Genomic DNA, 19,849 nt, shown 5'->3' on the forward strand with positions numbered 1-19,849 from the left:
TGCCTTTACAATGATTGTTTTTTAGAAAGGAGATTACTCATGAAACAAGAATGGATAAAACGATTGGATGAAAGTTTGATTCGACCGTTTTATGAGCAACAAAATGATATAGAGATAGAAGAAGGATTAACAACTCAATTGTCTTTTGGGACTGCAGGTATTAGAGGTATATTCGGTATAGGTCCTGGAAGAATGAATGCTTTCACGGTAAGAAAAGTAGCTTTAGGTATAGCTCAATTTTTTAAATCGAGGAATAAAGAAGCGAGTATTGTTGTTTTCTATGATTCTAGATTACTTTCTGATTCATTTTCAAAAGAGATTTCAACTACACTTGCACAAAATAATGTAAAAGTTATCACATCCGATATTTATAAATCCACGCCGGAACTTTCGTATGCAGTAAGATATTATGGTGCAGATGGCGGTATTATGATTACTGCGAGTCATAATCCTAAAAATTATAATGGCATTAAGGTTTATAACGAATATGGAGGACAACTGCTACCAAAAGATTCTGAAATATTAAGTAATTATATTGAAGAAGTTGAAAATCCACTGGATGTTGTAGGTGGGGAGTTCGAAGCACTAGTTAACGCTAACAAAATTGTTTATGCCAAAGACGATGTTAGAAATAGTTATAAAAATAAAGTCATCCAAGCGACAGGAAAAATTGAAAAGACAAATGCCAAAACAATATTAACAAGTCTTCATGGAACAAGCTTACCTATCGTTTCTGAAATATTGGATGAGTTGAAATATGATAATTATATTATCGAAAAGGAACAATCAAAGCCAGATGGGACATTTCCAACTGTTGATAGTCCTAATCCTGAAGATGAGTCTGCTTTTAATGCTAGTAAGATGCTCGCAGAAGAAAATGACGCACAATTGATTATAGCTACAGATCCTGATGCGGATAGACTAGGTGTAGTAGAACGTTTAGATAATGGAGAATGTAGATTTATTAGTGGTAATGAACTAGGACTTATTTTGATGAAATTACGATATCAAGATTTAATTGACGCTTCATATGAAAACTTATATATCGTTAAGTCGATTGTGACAAGTGAATTGAGTGATAAACTTGCTGAAGCACTTAACGTTAAAGTTTATAACGTGCTTACAGGATTTAAATATATATCGGAAATTTTAAATTCAAAAGATAACAGTGCTGAGAAGTTGTTACTTGCTTTTGAAGAAAGTAATGGGTATATGGTTGAGCCATTTGTTAGAGACAAAGATGCGATTCAAATTGTACCGTTGATTATTAAGTACAAGAATTTACTTTATGAGAACAATATTACTTTAACAGATACGCTGAATGACATATATCGTGCAATTGGTCATTATAGAAATGTTAATTTAAGTCCAGTTTTTGAAGGAAGAGAAGGGCAGCTCAAAATAAAAGAGATTATTGATTCCTTTAGAAATGAATCTATACACCAAATATGTGGGTTGGATGTTAAAGCAATAGAAGATTATCAGTTAGGTACCATTGAATATATGGATAGTGGCGAAAAAGAGCCAACATATTTACCTAATTCGAACTTAATACGTCTAATATTTGATGAAGGATTTATAGCGATTAGGCCATCTGGAACTGAACCTAAAATAAAAATATATTTTTCACTTAATGTAGAAGATATTGAAAGTGTAATTAAAGATTTTCAAAAAACTTATATTGAATATTAAAGACTTGAATGTGTGAGGCCAACAAAAGAAGATGAAACTTAATAAATTTAAAATAATATTTTTTATTGTCGTATTAGTTGTATTAATCGTATTAGTGGGATTAATAGGATTTAGATGGAGTAAGCATCAACATATCGAAAATCAAGTTTTAAAAAACGAAAATGATAATACCCACTATATTGAAAAAAGAGATAAAACAGTTAAAGCTCCTAAGAAGTTAAAAACAGTTCTTGATAAAAAAGAACCAATGTATGAACAAATTAATAAATATTTAAAATCAACAAATTTTAACGGGACAGTCGCAGTTTTTGATAATGGTAAAATAAAAATGAATAAAGGCTATGGCTATCAAGATATAGAAAAAGGGAAGAAAAACACTGCTAATACAATGTATTTAATAGGTTCTTCTCAAAAATTTACTACTGGATTAATGTTAAAGCAATTAGAATTAGAACATAAGGTTAATTTACATGATCCTGTAACCAAGTATTTACCATGGTTTAAAACAGATAAAGAAATTACAATTAAAGATTTAATGTTACATAAAAGTGGATTATATAAATATGAAGCTTCTACTAATATTAAAAATTTAGACCAAGCAGTATTATCAATTCAAAAACGTGGCATAGATGATTCTATTTATCATAAACATAGTTACAACGATGCAAACTATTTAGTATTAGCTAAAGTCATCGAAAAAGTAACTGGAAAACCATACGTTAAAAACTATTATCAACGCCTAGGAAATAAATACCATTTAAAACATACTTCATTTTATGATGAAAAACCTTTACAAAGTGAGATGGCAAAAGGATATAAATTCAAAAATAATAGCTTCTCATTCTTACGTCCAAATGTATTAGATCAATATTATGGAGCAGGGAACTTATACATGGCACCATATGATATGGGTAAATTGATTTATGCGCTACAACAAGATCAATTATTTAATTCTAAAGTAACAAAACCGATGCTTCATGAGTTAGGAACAGAAGAGTATCCAGAAGAATATCGGTATGGTTTCTATGTGACACCATATTTAAATAGAATAAATGGCGTATTCTTCGGACAAATATTTACAGTTTATTTTAACGATCGATACATCGTCATTTTAGGTACTAACGTTAAAAATACCAATGGTTTCGTTCCAAATGAAGATAAAATGAAACACATTTTCTATAATATACTCAATCAAAAGAAACCATATAATACACCAGGCGTAAAAGTTCAATAAAAAAGACAGATAAGCCATTAATCTATTATAAAGTGCACCCAAAATTTCATTTTTTGGGTGTGCTTTTTTTCAAGATTAATGGCTATTTGTTTATTAATTTATTTACAATAATTGAGTGCTTCTAAGAAAACCTCTTCATACATGTTATTTATAGGAGATAATACGACTGTACAATTCGGATATTGTGATTTGAAATCTACTACAGTTGCTCCTTTAGTATAACGACCATCTAACTCAATTTGTACATCTGCTTCAATCACATTAAATGCTTGTGGACTTAGTAAATAGAGGATAGTGAATACATCATAAATTTTAACACCATATTCAAAATCTTCGCTTCTATAATGTTGAAATATATCATGAAGCATTAATCCAGTTTCATTTGTGTTTTTGAATTTTTTCACAAAGTCATGTGTAAACATAGCTTCTCTCGCTAAATCAAGACCAATCATTGTTATAGGTAATCCAGAATTGAATACAACTTGAGCGGCTTCAGGATCGCAATAAATATTGAACTCAGCTAGTGGTGTGACATTACCTCGACCGGTACTTCCTCCCATAAGAACAATTTCTTTAATATGTTTTGTTACCTCTGGATAAGTTGAAAGGAGTATGGCTATATTCGTTAATGGACCTATGGCTATGATAGTAACAGGCTCTTCGGAATTTAATAATGTCGTTTTCATAGCCTCCACAGCATGAGTAGATGCTAAATCCTTTTCAGAAATAGGTGGGAATTCGTAGCCATCCATACCCGATTCACCATGAACAGGAATCGCATCGACAATTTCATTTAATAATGGTCTCGAAGCACCTCTGTGGACAGGGACATCGCTATTAAAGAATCGTTTCAATTTCAAAGCATTGGCGGTTGTCTTTTCAATTCCAACATTTCCATTAACTGTAGTAATCATCTTCAAATCAAATTCGGGATGACATAGGGCAAGACTTATCGCTGCAGCATCATCTATACCTGGATCTGTATCAATAATAATTGGTGTAACCATCATTTCTCTTCTCCTTCTTGAAAATAAATTCCCATTAAGCGTAACACTATAGCAATGTAATTTCGACAATAAAAAAAGCAAGCTAACATATAAAATGCTAGCTTGCTTGTGATTAACAAAACCATGAGCTTGATAATCTGACTCATTTTTATAAGTGGTGAGAGTGACCACCTTGCATTACCCAGTATGTTCCGATAACGATAGCTAGAGTAATGATAATTGCGAAGATAACTTTGAATGATTGAAGACGTCCGTCTCTACCTTCAGTTAAGTGCATGAACATTAATAATTGAACTGCAGCTTGGATAAATGCGAAACCGAAGATAATTGTTACCTTAGCATGGAAAGTCATTGATGTGTATAGTGTTACGAAAACTGCTAAAAGCGTTAATACGATAGAAGCAATAAATCCGACTGTATGTTTTACGATTGTATTCATCCGCTATACACCATCCCTATCATATATACGGCAGTGAAGATGAAGATCCAAACAACATCTAAGAAGTGCCAGTATAAACTTACTATAAATAACTTAGGAGCATTGTAAGAATCTAAACCGCGTGTGCCGATTTGGATTAATAAGCAAATGATCCAAACAATACCTACAGATACGTGACATCCGTGCGTACCTAATAGGATGAAGAAACTAGACCAGAAGGAACCGATAGTTGGGTTAACTCCTTCTTGTGCATAGTGTGCGAATTCGTAAATTTCAAAACCTACGAATACAAGCCCTAATAGTACAGTGATGATCATCCAAATCATCATTAAGTTTTGTTTCTCTTTACGCATGTAGTAAATTGCAATACCACAAGTGTAAGAACTTAATAATAATGAAAATGTCATTATTAGTACAAGAGGCAATTCAAATAACTCAGTAGTCATTTTGTGTGCGTAATCGCCACCGTGTTGCAAAGTTAATAACGTTGCGAATAGGGTACCGAATAACGCGAATTCAGCTGTAAGGAATATCCAGAAGCCAAGTTTATTTAATTCGCCTTCATGACTACGTGAATCGATTGTTTTTGTATCATGACTCATGACTTACAGCCTCCCTTTCTTTAATACGAGCTTCTCTTAAGCGTTTTTCAGTTTCAGCAACTTCAGAAGCAGGGATATGGTAACCATGATCAATTTGGAAACTTCTCCAAATCATAGTAATGAAAATACCTGCTAAGCAAATAATTGCAGGAACTAAAGTTTCAAAGATTAAGAAGAAACCGCCGATTGTAAAGAAGATACCCATCCAGAAACCTACTGGAGTATCGTTTGGCATATGAATATCTTTGTAATTATGGTTGTCTAAGTAATGACGACCATGTTCTTTCATATCAACAAATGTATCGTAGTCATTCCAGTCTGGAGTGATTGCAAAGTTGTATTTAGGTGGAATAGCTGATGCTGTTGTCCACTCTAAAGTACGACCAAGTCCATCCCAGTTATCACCAGTAGCTTCACGTGGTGCTTTGATGTGACTGTAAACGATACTTGCTACTAAGAATAGGAAGCCGATTCCCATTAGTAATGCACCGATAGTTGAGATGAAGTTTAATAACCACCAACCATCAGAAGGCATGTAAGTGTATAAACGACGTGGCATACCATCTAATCCTAGGATGAATTGTGGTAAGAAACAAACGTTGAATCCAATCATGAATAACCAGAAGCACCATTTGTTTAACGTTTCGTTTAATTTGTAACCCATCATTTTTGGATACCAGAAGATTAAACCAGCTAAGCAGGCAAATACTACACCAGTAACCAATGTATAGTGGAAGTGGGCTACTAAGAAATAAGTATTGTGATATTGATAGTCCGCAGATGCCATCGCTAACATTACACCAGTAACCCCACCTAATAGGAAGTTAGGGATGAATGCCAATGAGAATAGCATAGGTGACTCAAATGTGATTCTACCTTTATATAGTGTTAATAACCAGTTGAATAGTTTAACACCGGTAGGAACACCGATTAACATTGTTGAAATTGAGAAGAATGAGTTGATTAACGCACCATTACCCATTGTGAAGAAATGGTGAACCCAAACTAAGAAACTTAAGAACGCAATACCTGCAGTCGCCCAAACCATGCTTTGGTGACCGAATAGGCGTTTACGTGCGAAAGTTGGAATAATTTCAGAGTAAATACCAAATGCAGGCAAGATAACGATATATACCTCAGGGTGCCCCCAAACCCAGAAGAAGTTTGCCCATAACATTGGCATACCGCCATCTGCTACTGTAAAGAAGTGTGTACCAAATATTCTATCTGTTGTCATTAAAGCTAACGCTACTGTTAAAACAGGGAAAGCTAAAATAACAATTAAAGTAGTAATAAATGTTGTTACAGTAAACATTGGCATTTGCATAAACTTCATTGTAGGAGTTTTACATCTAAGTATTGTTACAAAGAAGTTAATACCGGTCATCAATGTACCTAAACCGGAAATCTGTATTGCAACTAAATAATAGTTGACACCTGGTCCAGGACTAAATTCACCAGCAAGTGGTGCGTAGTTAGTCCAACCTGCAGCTGGAGATCCACCTACGATAAATGAAAGGTTGAATAAAATCATACCAGCGAAGAATAGCCAGAAACTAACGTTGTTCATTACAGGGAAGGCAACATCACGTGCACCAATTTGTAATGGAACTACGATATTCCATAAACCAAAGATGAAAGGCATCGCCATGAAGATAATCATGATTACACCGTGCGTACTGAAAATTTCATCATAGTGGTTTGCTTCCAAGAACTTATTATCTGGAATAGTTAATTGAGTACGAATTAATAACGCGTCAATACCACCACGAACGAACATTAATACGGCACAGATTAAATACATTACACCGATTTTTTTATGGTCTACGGATGTGAACCATTCTCTATATAGATATTTCCATAATTTAAAATACGTAATTACTGCGATAAGTCCGATAACTAAGAACGGGGCACCAATTTGTGCCATGATAATCATCCAGTTACCTTTAACGAGTAATTCATCCCATGGAAAATTCATTAATGTCCACCTCCATGATCATCATGTTCTTTTTTTTGAAGTTTAGACGCATTTTCGTCTTTTGCTCCTTTAGAAATTTTTTCCATTTCTTTAGAGTTATGGTCCTCTTCTTTTTTGAACTCATTGTCATATTTTTCATTGTTGCCGAGAATTATTGGTTTCATACCATGACGTTCATAGTTTGCGTTTGTAACTTTAACCTTACGGGCAGGTTTAATTGGTTTGTCCTTAACATCTTTATAAAGATCTTCTTCTGATGTGAAGTTAGGATCTTTCTGAACGAAGTTATATCGTTTATATGCGTAAAAGATATATTCAGGATCAGCCGCTGGGTCAACAAACGCCATATGAGTACCATTAAATGTTAATTCTTTGTTAGGTGTACTTGGTAAGATTTGTTTGTCAAAAGTATCTTGACTTAATGTTTTCTTACCTTTAGCTTCTTTAACCCATTTATCGAAATCACTTTGGCTTACAGAGTGAACTTTAAATGTTTGACGTGCAAATCCGTCACCATTGAAGTTAGAGTTACGACCTCTGAAGGTACCTAATTGATCGGCTGTTAAAGTCCAATTCATTGTCATACCAGTCATAGCATATTTCTGACCACCTAATTGTGGAATCCAGAAACTTGTCATTGTATCCATCGCTTGAAGCTTGAATACGACTGGACGATCTTTAGGAATTGTTAATGTATTAACAGTTTCGATGTGTTGATCTGGGTAGGCAAAGAACCATTTGTAACCAGCGCTTACTGCGTAAACCACAAGTGGGTCCTTGTCTTTTTGAGGTGGTTTCTCGTAATCGTATAATGTTTTAACTGTTGGGACAGCTAATGCAATAACGATTAAGATAGGTACCACAAACCAAATTGTTTCAATTAAAGAATTGTGGTGCATCTTGCCTGATTCTGCATTTTTATTATAGCTATACTTATAAATAAAGAATGCAAACATGGCAAGCACAACGACAACAATAACAAGCATGAAGATGATTGAGTAGATGATCAAGAACTTCTGACTACTTGCTACTGGCCCTTTTGCATTAAAAACTTCTATATTTGAGCAGCCACTAAGTAAAATTAGTGTGCCAAATAATAGAAGCAAAGACTTAAATTTTGACACTTTTTTTGACCTCCTAATACTACAAATGTAGGGCTTACCATTAATTTTAGTTTATTACACAATATTTACAAGTACCTGTATTAAAAAAAATATTGTTATATGTAAAGAATATGCATTGATATAAGGTATGACGGGGATTGTAAGATTTGTTAAAATTATGTGTACATTTTGTGAAAATCGACAAATTTAACAAAATTACATGTAATGCAATATAAAATTGAGAAACGTTATCAATTAGAGGGTTTGAGAGGGTTTATAAACAAAAAAAGTTGAGAAAATTTCTCAACTTTGTAAAAAATATTTATTTTACTTCAATATATCTTGTGGAAGTTTGTTCGGCTCCGTCAGAATCAGTCACTTTATATTTAACTTCATATTTACCTACTTTTGATGTATCTACTAGACCGTCGACTTTAATTTTATGTGTTAAGTCTCCATCTTCTTTATCATAAGCACTTACACCATTTAATAAATTGTAGTCTTCACCTTTTTCAATAACAATGTCGTTAACGCCTCGTAATTGAGGTTCGGTATTTGAAGTAGCTTGGGCATTTAAATTAGGTGTCACTAGGGTAGCTGAAACGCCAAGTGCCGATAATGACTGAATTAATTTGTTCATAACGTAACCTCCGTCTGATAGTCATTTATGATTTAAGTCTAATATACTTTATATTCGATATTTATACATCATACTATGGTCTTAATATAACCTAGTATTAATCTAAATTAAATATATTTTTGGTAAATTTCGTTTAAGTTTATGTAAATTGAAAGTTTTGTGAAATATTTAGCATTTCGTTTAATTTTTAAATAAATAGGAATAAACTGTAATTGCGTCAAATTAATAGGCCTTTAAAAAGACCTTAATGTGGGAGTGGAAATAATGTTAACAGAAAAAGAAAAAAGTATCGTTAAAGAAACAGTGCCTGTACTTCAAGATAAAGGTGTGGAAATTACTTCACATTTTTATAAAAGAATGTTTAAGCAACACCCTGAGTTGAAAAATATGTTCAACCAAACTAATCAACAAAAAGGTCTTCAATCTACAGCACTAGCGCAAAGTGTTTTAGCAGCGGCTGTAAATATAGATCATTTAGAAAACATCATGCCAGTTGTAAAAGAAGTTGCGTATAAACATTGTGCACTTCAAGTTCCGCCAGCAGGTTATGATATTGTTGGAGAAAATCTTATTGCAGCCATTAAAGAAGTTGTTGGGCTAGACGATAGTCATGATATTATAAAAACTTGGAAAAAAGCATATCAGGAAATAGCTGATGTATTTATATCAGTAGAAAAAGATATCTATAGCCAAATGGCTTGGGATGGTTTCCAACCATTTAAAATTGAAAAAATTAATCAAATTTCTTCTGATATCAAATCATTCACTGTAGTATCTGATGAATATGATTTAAGCCAATTTGTACCAGGTCAATATATTACGGTCGATGTAAGTAGTGAGAAAATGCCATATCGTGCTAAACGTCACTATTCTATCGTTGAAGGAGATAAACAACATTTAACATTCGCAGTTAAACGTGATGTAACTACTGATCACGAAGGTGAAGTTTCTACTATATTACACGATGAGTTATCAGAAGGAGATTCAATTAACCTTTCTGCTCCAGTTGGTCCATTCAAAGTGAGTAACTTATCTAATGAACAGTTATTCTTAGGCTCAGGAATTGGAATTACTCCATTAGTTCCTATGTTTAATGAAGTTGTTGAAAATGGTTCAAAAGCTAAATTTATACAAGTTATTAATGATGTGAATGATATACCTTTTGAATCTTTAATTACTGAAATAGCTGATAAAAATGAAAATGCTGATTATCAACTTTATGATAAAAATGAACAAGGCTATTTAGATAAAGAAAAATTAAAAGCATATATAAATGAAGAAACTGAAATTTATATTTGTGGAGGAACACATTTCTTAAAATCAATTATTGAAGCATTGAAAGAATTAAATGTAGATGCTAGTAAGATTCATTATGAAACATTTATTCCTAAACTAAGTGTTAATGTATAAAACTGTATAGAATAGAATATAAATTTTAAAATAAAAGCTCTAAGATGATTTCTAATTGTAATTTGCACCTCGAAAAGTCGGACCAAAAAGCTAACTTTACGGTGAGTATTACATTGAAGAAATGGTCTTAGAGCTTATTTTGTATTAATAAAATATATATTTATTAAGAATTAAACTATTGCGTCAGTAGTAATTCAATATTGAGAGGCATTCTACTTAATGCCGCGACGCATTTTTTCTGCAAGTAATGTGTTATTAAGTACCATCGTAATTGTTAATGGTCCTACGCCTCCAGGTACAGGCGTAATAGCGCCAGCGATTTCTTTTACTTCTTCATAGTCAACATCGCCTTTTAATTTACCGTTTTCATCTGGCGTATTTCCGACGTCTATGATAACGGCACCCTCTTTAACCACATCTTTACTAACTAATCCGGGTTTACCTACAGCGCTCACAATAACGTCAGCATCTTTTAAATGTTTACTCATGTCTTTTGTACGAGAATGTAACACAGTAACAGTTGCATTAGCTTGTAATAATAATTTGGAAACTGGTTGACCTACAATATGACTTCGGCCAATCACTACCGCGTGTTTACCTTCTAAATCAATATCTGCATGTTTTAGAATTTCCATAATACCTAATGGCGTACATGGGACGAAAGTTTGCTCATCAATATAAAGCTTCCCTATGTTAGAAGGGTGAAAGCCATCGACATCTTTATCAGGATTAATAGATTCTAAAACTTTTTGTTCGCTTACTTGTTTAGGTAGAGGAACTTGGACAAGTATTCCGCTAACTGAATCATCATTGTTAAGTCTTTCTAATTCTTTTAATACGTCTTCTTCGGAAGTTGTTTCATCTAAATGGACAATTTCAGAAATCATTCCTATTTTTTCAGCAGCTTTTTTCTTCGCTTTGACATAACTTTGACTTGCGCCATCATTTCCGACTAGTATGACTGACAATTTCGGAGTATAACCTTGCTTATTTAATTCTTCGACTTGTTGTTGTAGACCTTGTCTATATTCTTTTGCGATTTGCTTACCATCTAAAATTTTAGCAACCACTTAAAACGCCTCCTTATTTTAATTAATATCTTAACTTTAACACTAATATTAATCTAATTAATAGTCAAAAGACGTAAATTAAATTTAAATTTAATATTAAAGTTCGATTTTTGATTGAAAAAGTATGACATGATTGTTATGCTATATCTGTAATATACAACTATTTCTTATCACAATACAAACTTTTGAAAGGGTGTGCAAAGTGAGAGTAGCAGTCATTATGGGCAGTTCTTCAGACTGGGAAATTATGAAAGAAAGTTGCAAAATGTTAGAAGAATTTGAAATACCGTACGATAAAAAGGTTGTTTCTGCACATCGTACGCCTCAGTTAATGTTCGAATTCGCTAGCGAAGCACGTCAAAATGGTTATGACATTATTATCGCAGGTGCAGGGGGCGCAGCACATTTACCAGGAATGGTAGCATCAATGACAACTTTACCTGTAATAGGTGTTCCCATTGAGTCGAAAAGTTTAAAAGGTTTAGATTCATTGCTTTCAATTGTACAAATGCCTGGAGGTATACCAGTAGCTACAACAGCTTTAGGCAAATCCGGAGCGAAAAATGCTGGAATTTTAGCAGCAAGAATGCTAGGAATAAACAATTCAACAGTTCAAAAGAATTTGGAAAATTATGAAAAATCTCTAGTTAATAAAGTGGAGGCAATGCAAAATGAGCTTCAATAAATTAAAATTCGGTTCAACAATCGGAATTATTGGCGGAGGTCAATTAGGGAAGATGATGGCACAATCTGCGCAGAAAATGGGCTACAAAGTGATTGTGTTAGATCCTAACGAAGATAGTCCGTGTCGATACGTTGCACATCAATTTATCCACGCTGAATATGATGATGAACAAGCTTTAAATGAACTAGGTGAGAAAACTGACGTCATTACTTATGAATTTGAAAATATTTCCTCAAAGCAGCTTAAACAACTGACAGAACATTATAACGTACCTCAAGGTTTCCAAGCGATCCAATTACTTCAGGATCGATTAACGGAAAAGCAAACATTACTAGAAGCAGGAGCGCAAATTGTTCCTTTTCTACAAATTAAAAATTCACAAGATTTAACACAAGCGATTGAAACATTAGGTTATCCATTCATCGTTAAAACTCGTTTCGGTGGCTATGATGGCAAGGGCCAAATATTAGTTAAACAGGAATCAGATATTCAAGAAGCAATGTCATTAATTGAAAATCAAGAATGCGTAGCTGAACAATATCTTGATATCGATAAAGAAGTGTCTCTTACTGTCACAATTGGTAACGAGCAACAAACCACGTATTTCCCATTACAAGAAAACGAACATAGAAATCAAATTTTATTTAAAACAATCGTGCCTGCTAGAACTGATAAAGAAAAAGAGGCACGTAAAGAGATAGATAAGATTACGAACGTCATCCATTTTGTAGGTACTTTTACAGTTGAATTTTTCATAGATAGGAATAATAAACTTTATGTAAATGAAATTGCGCCACGTCCACATAACTCAGGACATTACTCTATAGAGGCATGTGATTTCTCACAATTTGATACACACATATTAGCCGTCACTGGTCAGAAATTACCTCAACAGATAGAAGTGCTTAAACCTGCTGTAATGATGAATTTACTCGGTCGCGATTTAGATTTACTTGAAAATGAATTTGGAAATCATCCGGAATGGCATGTTCATATTTATGGTAAATCACAAAGAAAGCCCGACAGAAAAATGGGACACATGACATTACTAACTGATGATGTGAATCAAACGGAACAATATATGTTAATGAAGTTCGAAGGGAGAGACAAATAAGTGTCATTATTATATGAAGGAAAAGCAAAACGAGTATACACAACAGATACAGAACATCAACTGCGAGTAGAATACAAAGATGAAGTAACCGCAGGCAACGGGGTCAAAAAAGACACAATGCCTGACAAAGGAAAGTTAAATAATCAAATCACATCTATTATATTTGATTATTTAACTCACCACGACATCAATAACCATTTCATTAAGCAACTTTCTGAAACAGAACAATTAGTCGAACAAGTAGACATTATCCCATTGGAAGTAGTAGTGAGAAATATCGCCACTGGTTCTATTACCAAACGATTAGGCTTTGAAAAAGGACACAAATTTGAAGAACCATTAGTCGAATTTTTCTATAAGAATGATGACCTTAACGACCCGCTTATTACAGACGATCACGTGAAATTGCTCCACATTGCAAACGATGAAGAAATCGTCCAATTAAAACAAATGGCAAAAGAAATTAATCAAGTGTTAGTACAGCTCATGGACGAAATGTCATTAAGACTTGTCGATTTCAAAGTCGAATTCGGTAAAACACACGATGGCACTATTCTATTAGCAGATGAAATTTCACCTGACACATGTCGTATATGGGATAAGCATTCAGATACTAATTTCGATAAAGACGTTTACAGAAATGACACTGGCTCACTCATTGACACATACCAAACATTTTTAGATAAATTGGAGGATCTTAAATCATGAAAACAATCGAATTACACATCACTTTACAACCCCAGGTGCTAGATACACAAGGACAAGCTTTAAACAGAGCCGTTCACGATTTAGGTTATACGCAAGTGAATGATATTCGAGTAGGTAAAGTTTTATACATGACAGTTGATGAAGCTACAGATGAAGCCGTGGATAACATTATTACAACATTAAGTGAAAAGTTATTTGCGAACACAGTCATTGAAGAATATAACTATAAAGTGATTGATGAAAAGGAGAATGCATATGATGAAATTTGCAGTTCTTGTATTTCCAGGTTCAAACTGCGATAGAGATATGTATAATGCAGCGATTAAATCTGGTGTAGATGCAGCATATGTCGATTATCGCGAAACAAGTCTAGAGGGGTTTGACGGAGTACTGATTCCTGGAGGCTTTTCATTCGGTGATTATTTAAGATCAGGTGCAATGGCAAGTGTTGCTCCTATTATTAATGAAGTGAAACGTTTAGCACAAGAAGGTAAGCCAGTCCTTGGCGTGTGTAATGGATTCCAAATTTTAACAGAAATTGGTTTACTTCCAGGTGCATTACTACATAATGATTCACACCTCTTCATAAGTAGAAACGAAACATTAACGATTACTAATAACCAAACACCATTCACACATTTGTATGAAGCAAATCAAGAGGTTGTTTATCCAGTTGCCCATGGCGAAGGTCATTATTACTGTACCGATGACATGTTTACTGAACTTGAACGAAACAACCAAATTATACTTAAATATACGGATAATCCAAATGGCTCATACGAAGATATTGCTGGAATCGTCAATAAAGAAGGAAATGTATGTGGGATGATGCCACATCCTGAACGTGCGCTTGAAACATTGTTAGGCACAGATAGTGGTGTGAAATTGTTTGAATCAATGGTCAAAAGTTGGAGGGAACAACATGTCTAAATTTATCGAACCAAGTATTGAAGAAATTAAACTTGAAAAACTTTATCAAGATATGGGGCTCAGTGATAAAGAATACGATAAAGTAGTAGAAATTCTTGGCAGAGAACCCAACTTTACAGAAGTAGGCATATTCTCAGTCATGTGGAGTGAACATTGTTCATACAAGCATTCTAAACCTTTCTTAAAGCAATTCCCAACAACAGGTGAACATGTGTTGATGGGTCCAGGTGAAGGTGCTGGTGTCGTGGACATTGGAGATAATCAAGCCGTTGTATTCAAAGTGGAATCACATAACCATCCATCAGCAATTGAACCTTATCAAGGTGCAGCAACTGGTGTAGGCGGCATCATAAGAGATATCGTCTCAATAGGTGCACGTCCAATTAACTTACTTAATAGTTTGCGATTTGGTGAATTATCAGTCAAACAAAATCAACGTTTACTTAAAGGTGTAGTGAGTGGGATTGGCGGTTATGGCAACTGTATTGGTATTCCTACAACAGCAGGAGAAATTGAATTCGACGATCGTTATGATGGCAATCCTCTTGTCAATGCGATGTGTGTGGGTGTCATTGATCACGACATGGTTCAAAAAGGGACTGCAAAAGGTGTCGGTAATTCAGTGATTTACGTCGGTTTGAAAACAGGACGTGATGGCATTCATGGTGCAACATTTGCCTCTGAAGAACTAACAGAAGAAAGTGAAAGTAAACGTCCTTCAGTACAAATTGGTGATCCATTTGTAGGTAAGAAACTCATGGAAGCTACACTCGAAGCAATTACTTATGACGAGCTTGTTGGTATTCAAGATATGGGTGCTGCTGGTTTAACCTCTTCTTCCTCAGAAATGGCTGCAAAAGGTGGAAGTGGTCTTCATTTAAGACTCGATCAAGTTCCAACTAGAGAACCTGGTATTTCACCTTATGAAATGATGCTTTCTGAAACACAAGAACGAATGCTACTCGTTGTTGAAAAAGGCACTGAACAAAAGTTCCTAGACTTATTTGATAAACATGAACTTGATAGTGCAGTTATTGGTGAAGTGACGGATACTGACAGATTCGTTTTAACATATGAAGACGAAGTATTTGCTGATATTCCTGTACAACCTCTATCTGATGAAGCACCTGTATATATTCTTGAAGGAGAAGAAAAGGAATATAATACTTCTAAAAATGATTACAGCCATGTTGATGTGCAAGATGTCTTTTCAAAATTATTAAAACATCCAACCATTGCATCGAAACATTATTTATATGAGCAGTATGATCAGCAAGTAGGCGCAAATACTATTGTTAAACCAGGATTACAATCTTCAGTCGTACGTGTTGAAGGTACAAATAAAGCGATTGCTTCAACGATTGATGGAGAAGCACGTTACGTATTTAATCAACCTTATGAAGGTGGAAAGATGGTCGTTGCAGAAGCCTATCGTAACTTAATTGCTGTAGGTGCTACACCACTTGCGATGACAGATTGCTTGAATTACGGTTCTCCTGAAAAGAAAGAAATTTATCAACAATTAATTGATTCGACGAAAGGCATGTCTGAAGCATGTGAAGTACTAAAGACACCTGTAGTGTCAGGTAACGTTTCTTTATATAACGAAACGCGTGGTACATCTATTTTCCCAACACCAGTTGTAGGTATGGTGGGACTGATTGAAGATATTAATTATTTAAATGATTTCCATCCTAAAGCTGGGGAGACACTTTATTTAGTTGGTGATACACGTGATGATTTTGGTGGAAGCCAAATTGAGAAATTATTATACGGTTCAGTAAATCATGAATTTGAAGCGATTGATTTAAGTGATGAAGTTGAAAAGGGTGAACAAATTAAGAATGCCATTCGTCATGGTGTAGCGTCACATGTTCAAACAGTAGGTAAAGGCGGATTACTCCTTACATTAGCTAAAATTAGCGCTTATTATAACATGGGACTTGAGGTTCAACTTGATGTCACTAATGCACAATTATTTAGTGAAACGCAAGGACGCTATATTGTATCGGTTAAAGAAGGGCAAACCCTAGATATCGACCATGCTAAAGAAATTGGACGATTGACTCAAGATGGATTATTCAAAGTATCTAATTCAGAAATTTCTATTTCGGAAAAGGTCTCAGACATTAAACAAACATGGGAAGGAGCAATTGCTCAATGTTTAACTACTCAGGACTAAATGAGGAATGTGGCGTATTTGGTATTTGGAATCATCCTGAAGCAGCACAATTAACGTATATGGGACTTCATAGTTTACAGCATCGTGGTCAAGAAGGTGCAGGTATCGTGGTTTCTAATGATGAACATCTTAAAGGAGAAAGAGGATTAGGATTACTCACAGAAGCGATTAAAGATACGCAATTAGAACAATTAAAAGGTCATCCTCATGCGATTGGACATGTCCGTTATGCCACTTCAGGAAATAAAGGGATTGAAAATATTCAACCTTTCTTATATCACTTCTATGACATGAGCGTAGGGATTTGCCATAACGGTAATTTAATCAATGCACAATCTTTACGACAAAACCTGGAAAAGCATGGCGCCATTTTCCATTCTTCTTCAGATACAGAAGTGATTATGCACTTAATTCGACGTAGTAAGGCGCCTTCATTCGAAGAGGCACTAAAAGAAAGCTTACGTCAAATTAAAGGTGGTTTCACCTTTGCAATACTAACAAAAGATGCATTATATGGTGCGGTTGATCCTAATGCGATTCGTCCACTTGTAGTCGGTAAAACTGAAAATGGTGCATACATTTTGGCAAGTGAAACGTGTGCCATTGATGTTTTAGGTGCGGAGTATGTCCAAGATATACATGCTGGCGAATACGTCATTATTAACGATGAAGGTATCGAAGTGAAATCATATACGCGTCATACGAATACTGCTATTTCTGCAATGGAATATATTTATTTTGCAAGACCTGACTCGACCATCGCAGGTAAAAACGTGCATGCTGTAAGAAAAGCATCAGGTAAGCGACTTGCAGAAGAAAGTCCTGCAGAAGCGGACATGGTTATTGGCGTTCCAAACTCTTCATTATCAGCTGCCAGTGGTTACGCTGAACAAATCGGTCTGCCATATGAAATGGGACTTGTGAAGAATCAATATGTAGCCCGTACGTTTATCCAACCGACTCAAGAATTACGTGAACAAGGCGTACGTGTCAAATTGTCAGCAGTTAAAGATATTGTTGATGGAAAGGATATCATTCTGGTTGATGATTCTATTGTGAGAGGCACAACATCAAAACGAATCGTGAAGATGTTGAAAGACTCAGGTGCCAACCAAGTGCATGTAAGAATTGCTTCGCCAGAATTTATGTTCCCAAGTTTTTATGGTATTGATGTTTCTACAACTGCTGAATTGATTTCAGCGAGTAAGTCACCTGAAGAGATTAGAGACTATATTGGTGCTGACTCATTAGCGTATTTAAGTGTTGATGGACTTATCGATTCAATAGGATTAAATTACGATGCACCGTATAACGGATTATGCGTGGAAAGCTTTACAGGAGATTATCCTGCTGGGCTTTATGACTATGAAAAGAATTACAAAGCGCATTTAAGTGATCGTCAAAAAGCATATATAGCAAATAATAAACATTATTTTGATAGTGAGGGAAATTTACATGTCTAAAGCTTATGAACAATCAGGTGTAAATATTCATGCAGGCTACGAAGCGGTAGAAAGAATTTCAAGTCATGTTGAACGCACAATGCGTAATGAAGTCTTAGGTGGATTAGGTGGCTTTGGTGCTACTTTCGATTTGTCTCAACTCAATATGAAAGCACCTGTACTAGTTTCAGGTACAGACGGTGTTGGTACGAAATTAAAACTTGCTATTGATTACAATAAACACGACACCATCGGCATCGATGCAGTAGCAATGTGTGTGAATGACATTTTAACAACAGGCGCTGAACCATTATATTTCTTAGATTATATAGCGACGAATAAAGTGGTACCAGAAATCATTGAGCAGATTGTTAAAGGTGTAAGTGATGGTTGCGAACAAACGAACACAGCATTAATCGGTGGCGAAACTGCCGAAATGGGTGAAATGTATCATGAAGGTGAATACGACATTGCTGGTTTTGCTGTAGGGGCTGTCGAGAAAGAAGACTACATTGATGGTTCTAAAGTTGAAGCAGGTCAAGTTGTTATAGGCTTAGCATCTAACGGTGTACATTCTAATGGTTATAGTTTAGTTCGTAAATTAATCGCTCAATCAGGCATCAATTTGAACGATGATTTTCATGGTAAATCATATTTAGATACATTCCTAACACCTACGGAATTGTATGTGAAACCGATACTTGAACTGAAAAAGCATATTAATATTAAAGCGATGAATCATATTACTGGTGGCGGTTTTTATGAAAATATACCAAGAGCGTTGCCTAAAGGCTTATCAGCACAAATCGATACACAATCTTTCCCAACATTAAAAGTCTTTGATTGGTTACAACAACAAGCAAAGATTAGTACTGATGAAATGTATCATATTTTCAATATGGGGATTGGATACACAATTATCGTAGATAAAAAGGATGTTCAAACCGCCTTAACAACTTTACGTGCACTTGATACACAAGCATATGAAATTGGTGAAATTATTGAAGATGCGGAAACACCTATACATTTACTGGGGGTAGAATCGTGATTAAGATAGCGATTTTTGCTTCTGGTTCTGGTAGTAACTTTGAAAATATTGTAAATCGTGTGCAAAAAGGGGATTTACCTGGTATTGAAGTCACGGCGCTATATACGGACAAAGCGGGTGTAAAGTGCATTGAACGTGCTGAAAAATTAAATATTCCAGTCCACATCAATCAACCGAAAGATTTTATATCTAAATCATCATATGAACAACACTTACTAAAACTGTTATCCAACGAAGGGGTTCAATGGATTGTTTTAGCAGGATATATGAGATTGGTCGGTGAAGATTTACTTCATGCATATGAAGGACGTATGTTAAATATACATCCTTCACTATTGCCTAAATATAAGGGGTTAGATGCAATAGGACAAGCATATGAAAGAGGAGATAAAGTGACAGGTTCAACTGTACACTTTGTTGATAGTGGCATGGATACGGGAGAAATTATTGAACAACAACAATGTGATATTAAACCGGACGACACAAAAGAAGATTTAGAAGAGAGAGTCAAAAATTTAGAATATGAACTTTATCCAAGAGTTATCGCTAAAATCATTAAATAGAG

Annotated in this window: 19 protein-coding genes; 12 read left to right on the plus strand and 7 right to left on the minus strand. The window is 34.7% G+C overall.

The window, feature by feature from the left end; translation table 11 throughout:
* Positions 1-39 precede the first annotated feature (39 nt).
* Together CD155_RS08655 and CD155_RS08660 are read left to right on the plus strand one after the other, a co-directional pair.
* Entirely contained in the window at positions 40-1,692 is a 1,653-nt protein-coding gene (locus CD155_RS08655; protein ID WP_103213086.1) for a phospho-sugar mutase, read from the plus strand.
* Positions 1,693-1,723: 31 nt separating this feature from the next.
* Positions 1,724-2,926, plus strand: a complete 1,203-nt coding sequence (locus CD155_RS08660) for a serine hydrolase domain-containing protein (RefSeq protein WP_070831918.1) — start codon at positions 1,724-1,726, stop codon at positions 2,924-2,926.
* Positions 2,927-3,024: 98 nt separating this feature from the next.
* Here the strand turns inward: CD155_RS08660 and rihC are convergent, their stop codons facing one another.
* From rihC to CD155_RS08690, 6 genes are all read right to left on the minus strand, one after another.
* Positions 3,025-3,933, minus strand: a complete 909-nt coding sequence (rihC, locus tag CD155_RS08665; protein ID WP_103213100.1) for a ribonucleoside hydrolase RihC — start codon at positions 3,931-3,933, stop codon at positions 3,025-3,027.
* 148 nt (positions 3,934-4,081) lie between these two features.
* Positions 4,082-4,372, minus strand: a complete 291-nt coding sequence (gene qoxD, locus CD155_RS08670; protein ID WP_002442087.1) for a cytochrome aa3 quinol oxidase subunit IV — start codon at positions 4,370-4,372, stop codon at positions 4,082-4,084.
* Positions 4,369-4,974: a cytochrome aa3 quinol oxidase subunit III gene (gene qoxC / locus CD155_RS08675; RefSeq protein WP_002442089.1), complete on the minus strand. Its 606-nt coding sequence runs from the start codon at positions 4,972-4,974 to the stop codon at positions 4,369-4,371. Before qoxC ends, qoxD begins: the two co-directional genes overlap by 4 nt.
* Entirely contained in the window at positions 4,964-6,952 is a 1,989-nt protein-coding gene (qoxB, locus tag CD155_RS08680; protein ID WP_002442091.1) for a cytochrome aa3 quinol oxidase subunit I, read from the minus strand. Before qoxB ends, qoxC begins: the two co-directional genes overlap by 11 nt.
* Positions 6,952-8,076, minus strand: a complete 1,125-nt coding sequence (qoxA, locus tag CD155_RS08685; protein ID WP_002442093.1) for a cytochrome aa3 quinol oxidase subunit II — start codon at positions 8,074-8,076, stop codon at positions 6,952-6,954. The genes qoxB and qoxA overlap by 1 nt, the downstream gene beginning before the upstream one ends.
* Before the next feature lie 301 nt (positions 8,077-8,377).
* A complete protein-coding gene (locus CD155_RS08690) occupies positions 8,378-8,695 on the minus strand; it encodes a DUF5011 domain-containing protein (RefSeq protein ID WP_002442094.1) in 318 nt (105 codons plus the stop codon).
* A gap of 264 nt (positions 8,696-8,959) precedes the next feature.
* On the opposite strand from CD155_RS08690, the gene CD155_RS08695 reads away from it, so the two are divergent.
* Positions 8,960-10,105 carry a globin domain-containing protein gene (locus CD155_RS08695; protein WP_103213087.1) on the plus strand — a complete coding sequence of 382 codons (1,146 nt, stop codon included), beginning with the start codon at positions 8,960-8,962 and terminating at the stop codon, positions 10,103-10,105.
* Positions 10,106-10,317: 212 nt separating this feature from the next.
* Here the strand turns inward: CD155_RS08695 and folD are convergent, their stop codons facing one another.
* Positions 10,318-11,175, minus strand: coding sequence for a bifunctional methylenetetrahydrofolate dehydrogenase/methenyltetrahydrofolate cyclohydrolase FolD (gene folD, locus CD155_RS08700; protein WP_070831905.1), 858 nt, complete (start codon positions 11,173-11,175; stop codon positions 10,318-10,320).
* Positions 11,176-11,377: 202 nt separating this feature from the next.
* Here folD and purE point away from each other — a divergent pair, with 202 nt between their 5' ends.
* Genes purE through purN form a run of 9 tightly spaced genes read left to right on the plus strand, consistent with a single transcriptional unit; the run spans position 11,378 to position 19,847 of the window.
* Complete coding sequence (gene purE / locus CD155_RS08705) at positions 11,378-11,860, plus strand: 5-(carboxyamino)imidazole ribonucleotide mutase (RefSeq protein ID WP_103213088.1); 483 nt, start codon at positions 11,378-11,380, stop codon at positions 11,858-11,860.
* Entirely contained in the window at positions 11,847-12,974 is a 1,128-nt protein-coding gene (gene purK, locus CD155_RS08710) for a 5-(carboxyamino)imidazole ribonucleotide synthase (RefSeq protein ID WP_103213089.1), read from the plus strand. The genes purE and purK overlap by 14 nt, the downstream gene beginning before the upstream one ends.
* On the plus strand, positions 12,975-13,682 hold the full coding sequence (gene purC / locus CD155_RS08715; RefSeq protein WP_103213090.1) for a phosphoribosylaminoimidazolesuccinocarboxamide synthase: 708 nt from the start codon (positions 12,975-12,977) through the stop codon (positions 13,680-13,682).
* Complete coding sequence (gene purS / locus CD155_RS08720; protein WP_103213091.1) at positions 13,679-13,984, plus strand: phosphoribosylformylglycinamidine synthase subunit PurS; 306 nt, start codon at positions 13,679-13,681, stop codon at positions 13,982-13,984. Before purC ends, purS begins: the two co-directional genes overlap by 4 nt.
* The gene (purQ, locus tag CD155_RS08725) at positions 13,941-14,612 is read left to right on the plus strand and encodes a phosphoribosylformylglycinamidine synthase subunit PurQ (RefSeq protein ID WP_037541307.1); all 672 of its coding nucleotides are present in this window, start codon (positions 13,941-13,943) and stop codon (positions 14,610-14,612) included. Before purS ends, purQ begins: the two co-directional genes overlap by 44 nt.
* Entirely contained in the window at positions 14,605-16,794 is a 2,190-nt protein-coding gene (purL, locus tag CD155_RS08730) for a phosphoribosylformylglycinamidine synthase subunit PurL (protein WP_103213092.1), read from the plus strand. Before purQ ends, purL begins: the two co-directional genes overlap by 8 nt.
* Entirely contained in the window at positions 16,773-18,257 is a 1,485-nt protein-coding gene (gene purF / locus CD155_RS08735; RefSeq protein ID WP_002442113.1) for an amidophosphoribosyltransferase, read from the plus strand. Before purL ends, purF begins: the two co-directional genes overlap by 22 nt.
* A complete protein-coding gene (gene purM, locus CD155_RS08740; protein WP_103213093.1) occupies positions 18,250-19,284 on the plus strand; it encodes a phosphoribosylformylglycinamidine cyclo-ligase in 1,035 nt (344 codons plus the stop codon). The genes purF and purM overlap by 8 nt, the downstream gene beginning before the upstream one ends.
* Positions 19,281-19,847, plus strand: a complete 567-nt coding sequence (gene purN, locus CD155_RS08745) for a phosphoribosylglycinamide formyltransferase (RefSeq protein ID WP_103213094.1) — start codon at positions 19,281-19,283, stop codon at positions 19,845-19,847. Before purM ends, purN begins: the two co-directional genes overlap by 4 nt.
* The last annotated feature ends 2 nt before the right edge of the window (positions 19,848-19,849 follow it).

The organism is Staphylococcus caprae, assembly GCF_002902725.1.
GTDB classification, from domain to species: Bacteria; Bacillota; Bacilli; order Staphylococcales; family Staphylococcaceae; genus Staphylococcus; species Staphylococcus caprae.

Excerpts from the sequence above, each read along its gene's own strand:
- purQ (WP_037541307.1), top strand. The coding sequence starts at position 13,941 with ATGAAATTTGCAGTTCTTGTATTTCCAGGTTCAAACTGCGATAGAGAT.
- qoxB (WP_002442091.1), bottom strand. The coding sequence starts at position 6,952 with ATGAATTTTCCATGGGATGAATTACTCGTTAAAGGTAACTGGATGATT.
- purK (WP_103213089.1), top strand. The coding sequence starts at position 11,847 with ATGAGCTTCAATAAATTAAAATTCGGTTCAACAATCGGAATTATTGGC.
- purF (WP_002442113.1), top strand. The coding sequence starts at position 16,773 with ATGTTTAACTACTCAGGACTAAATGAGGAATGTGGCGTATTTGGTATT.
- rihC (WP_103213100.1), bottom strand. The coding sequence starts at position 3,933 with ATGGTTACACCAATTATTATTGATACAGATCCAGGTATAGATGATGCT.
- qoxD (WP_002442087.1), bottom strand. The coding sequence starts at position 4,372 with ATGAATACAATCGTAAAACATACAGTCGGATTTATTGCTTCTATCGTA.
- purL (WP_103213092.1), top strand. The coding sequence starts at position 14,605 with ATGTCTAAATTTATCGAACCAAGTATTGAAGAAATTAAACTTGAAAAA.
- CD155_RS08660 (WP_070831918.1), top strand. The coding sequence starts at position 1,724 with ATGAAACTTAATAAATTTAAAATAATATTTTTTATTGTCGTATTAGTT.
- CD155_RS08695 (WP_103213087.1), top strand. The coding sequence starts at position 8,960 with ATGTTAACAGAAAAAGAAAAAAGTATCGTTAAAGAAACAGTGCCTGTA.
- purM (WP_103213093.1), top strand. The coding sequence starts at position 18,250 with ATGTCTAAAGCTTATGAACAATCAGGTGTAAATATTCATGCAGGCTAC.
- CD155_RS08690 (WP_002442094.1), bottom strand. The coding sequence starts at position 8,695 with ATGAACAAATTAATTCAGTCATTATCGGCACTTGGCGTTTCAGCTACC.
- qoxC (WP_002442089.1), bottom strand. The coding sequence starts at position 4,974 with ATGAGTCATGATACAAAAACAATCGATTCACGTAGTCATGAAGGCGAA.
- CD155_RS08655 (WP_103213086.1), top strand. The coding sequence starts at position 40 with ATGAAACAAGAATGGATAAAACGATTGGATGAAAGTTTGATTCGACCG.
- purS (WP_103213091.1), top strand. The coding sequence starts at position 13,679 with ATGAAAACAATCGAATTACACATCACTTTACAACCCCAGGTGCTAGAT.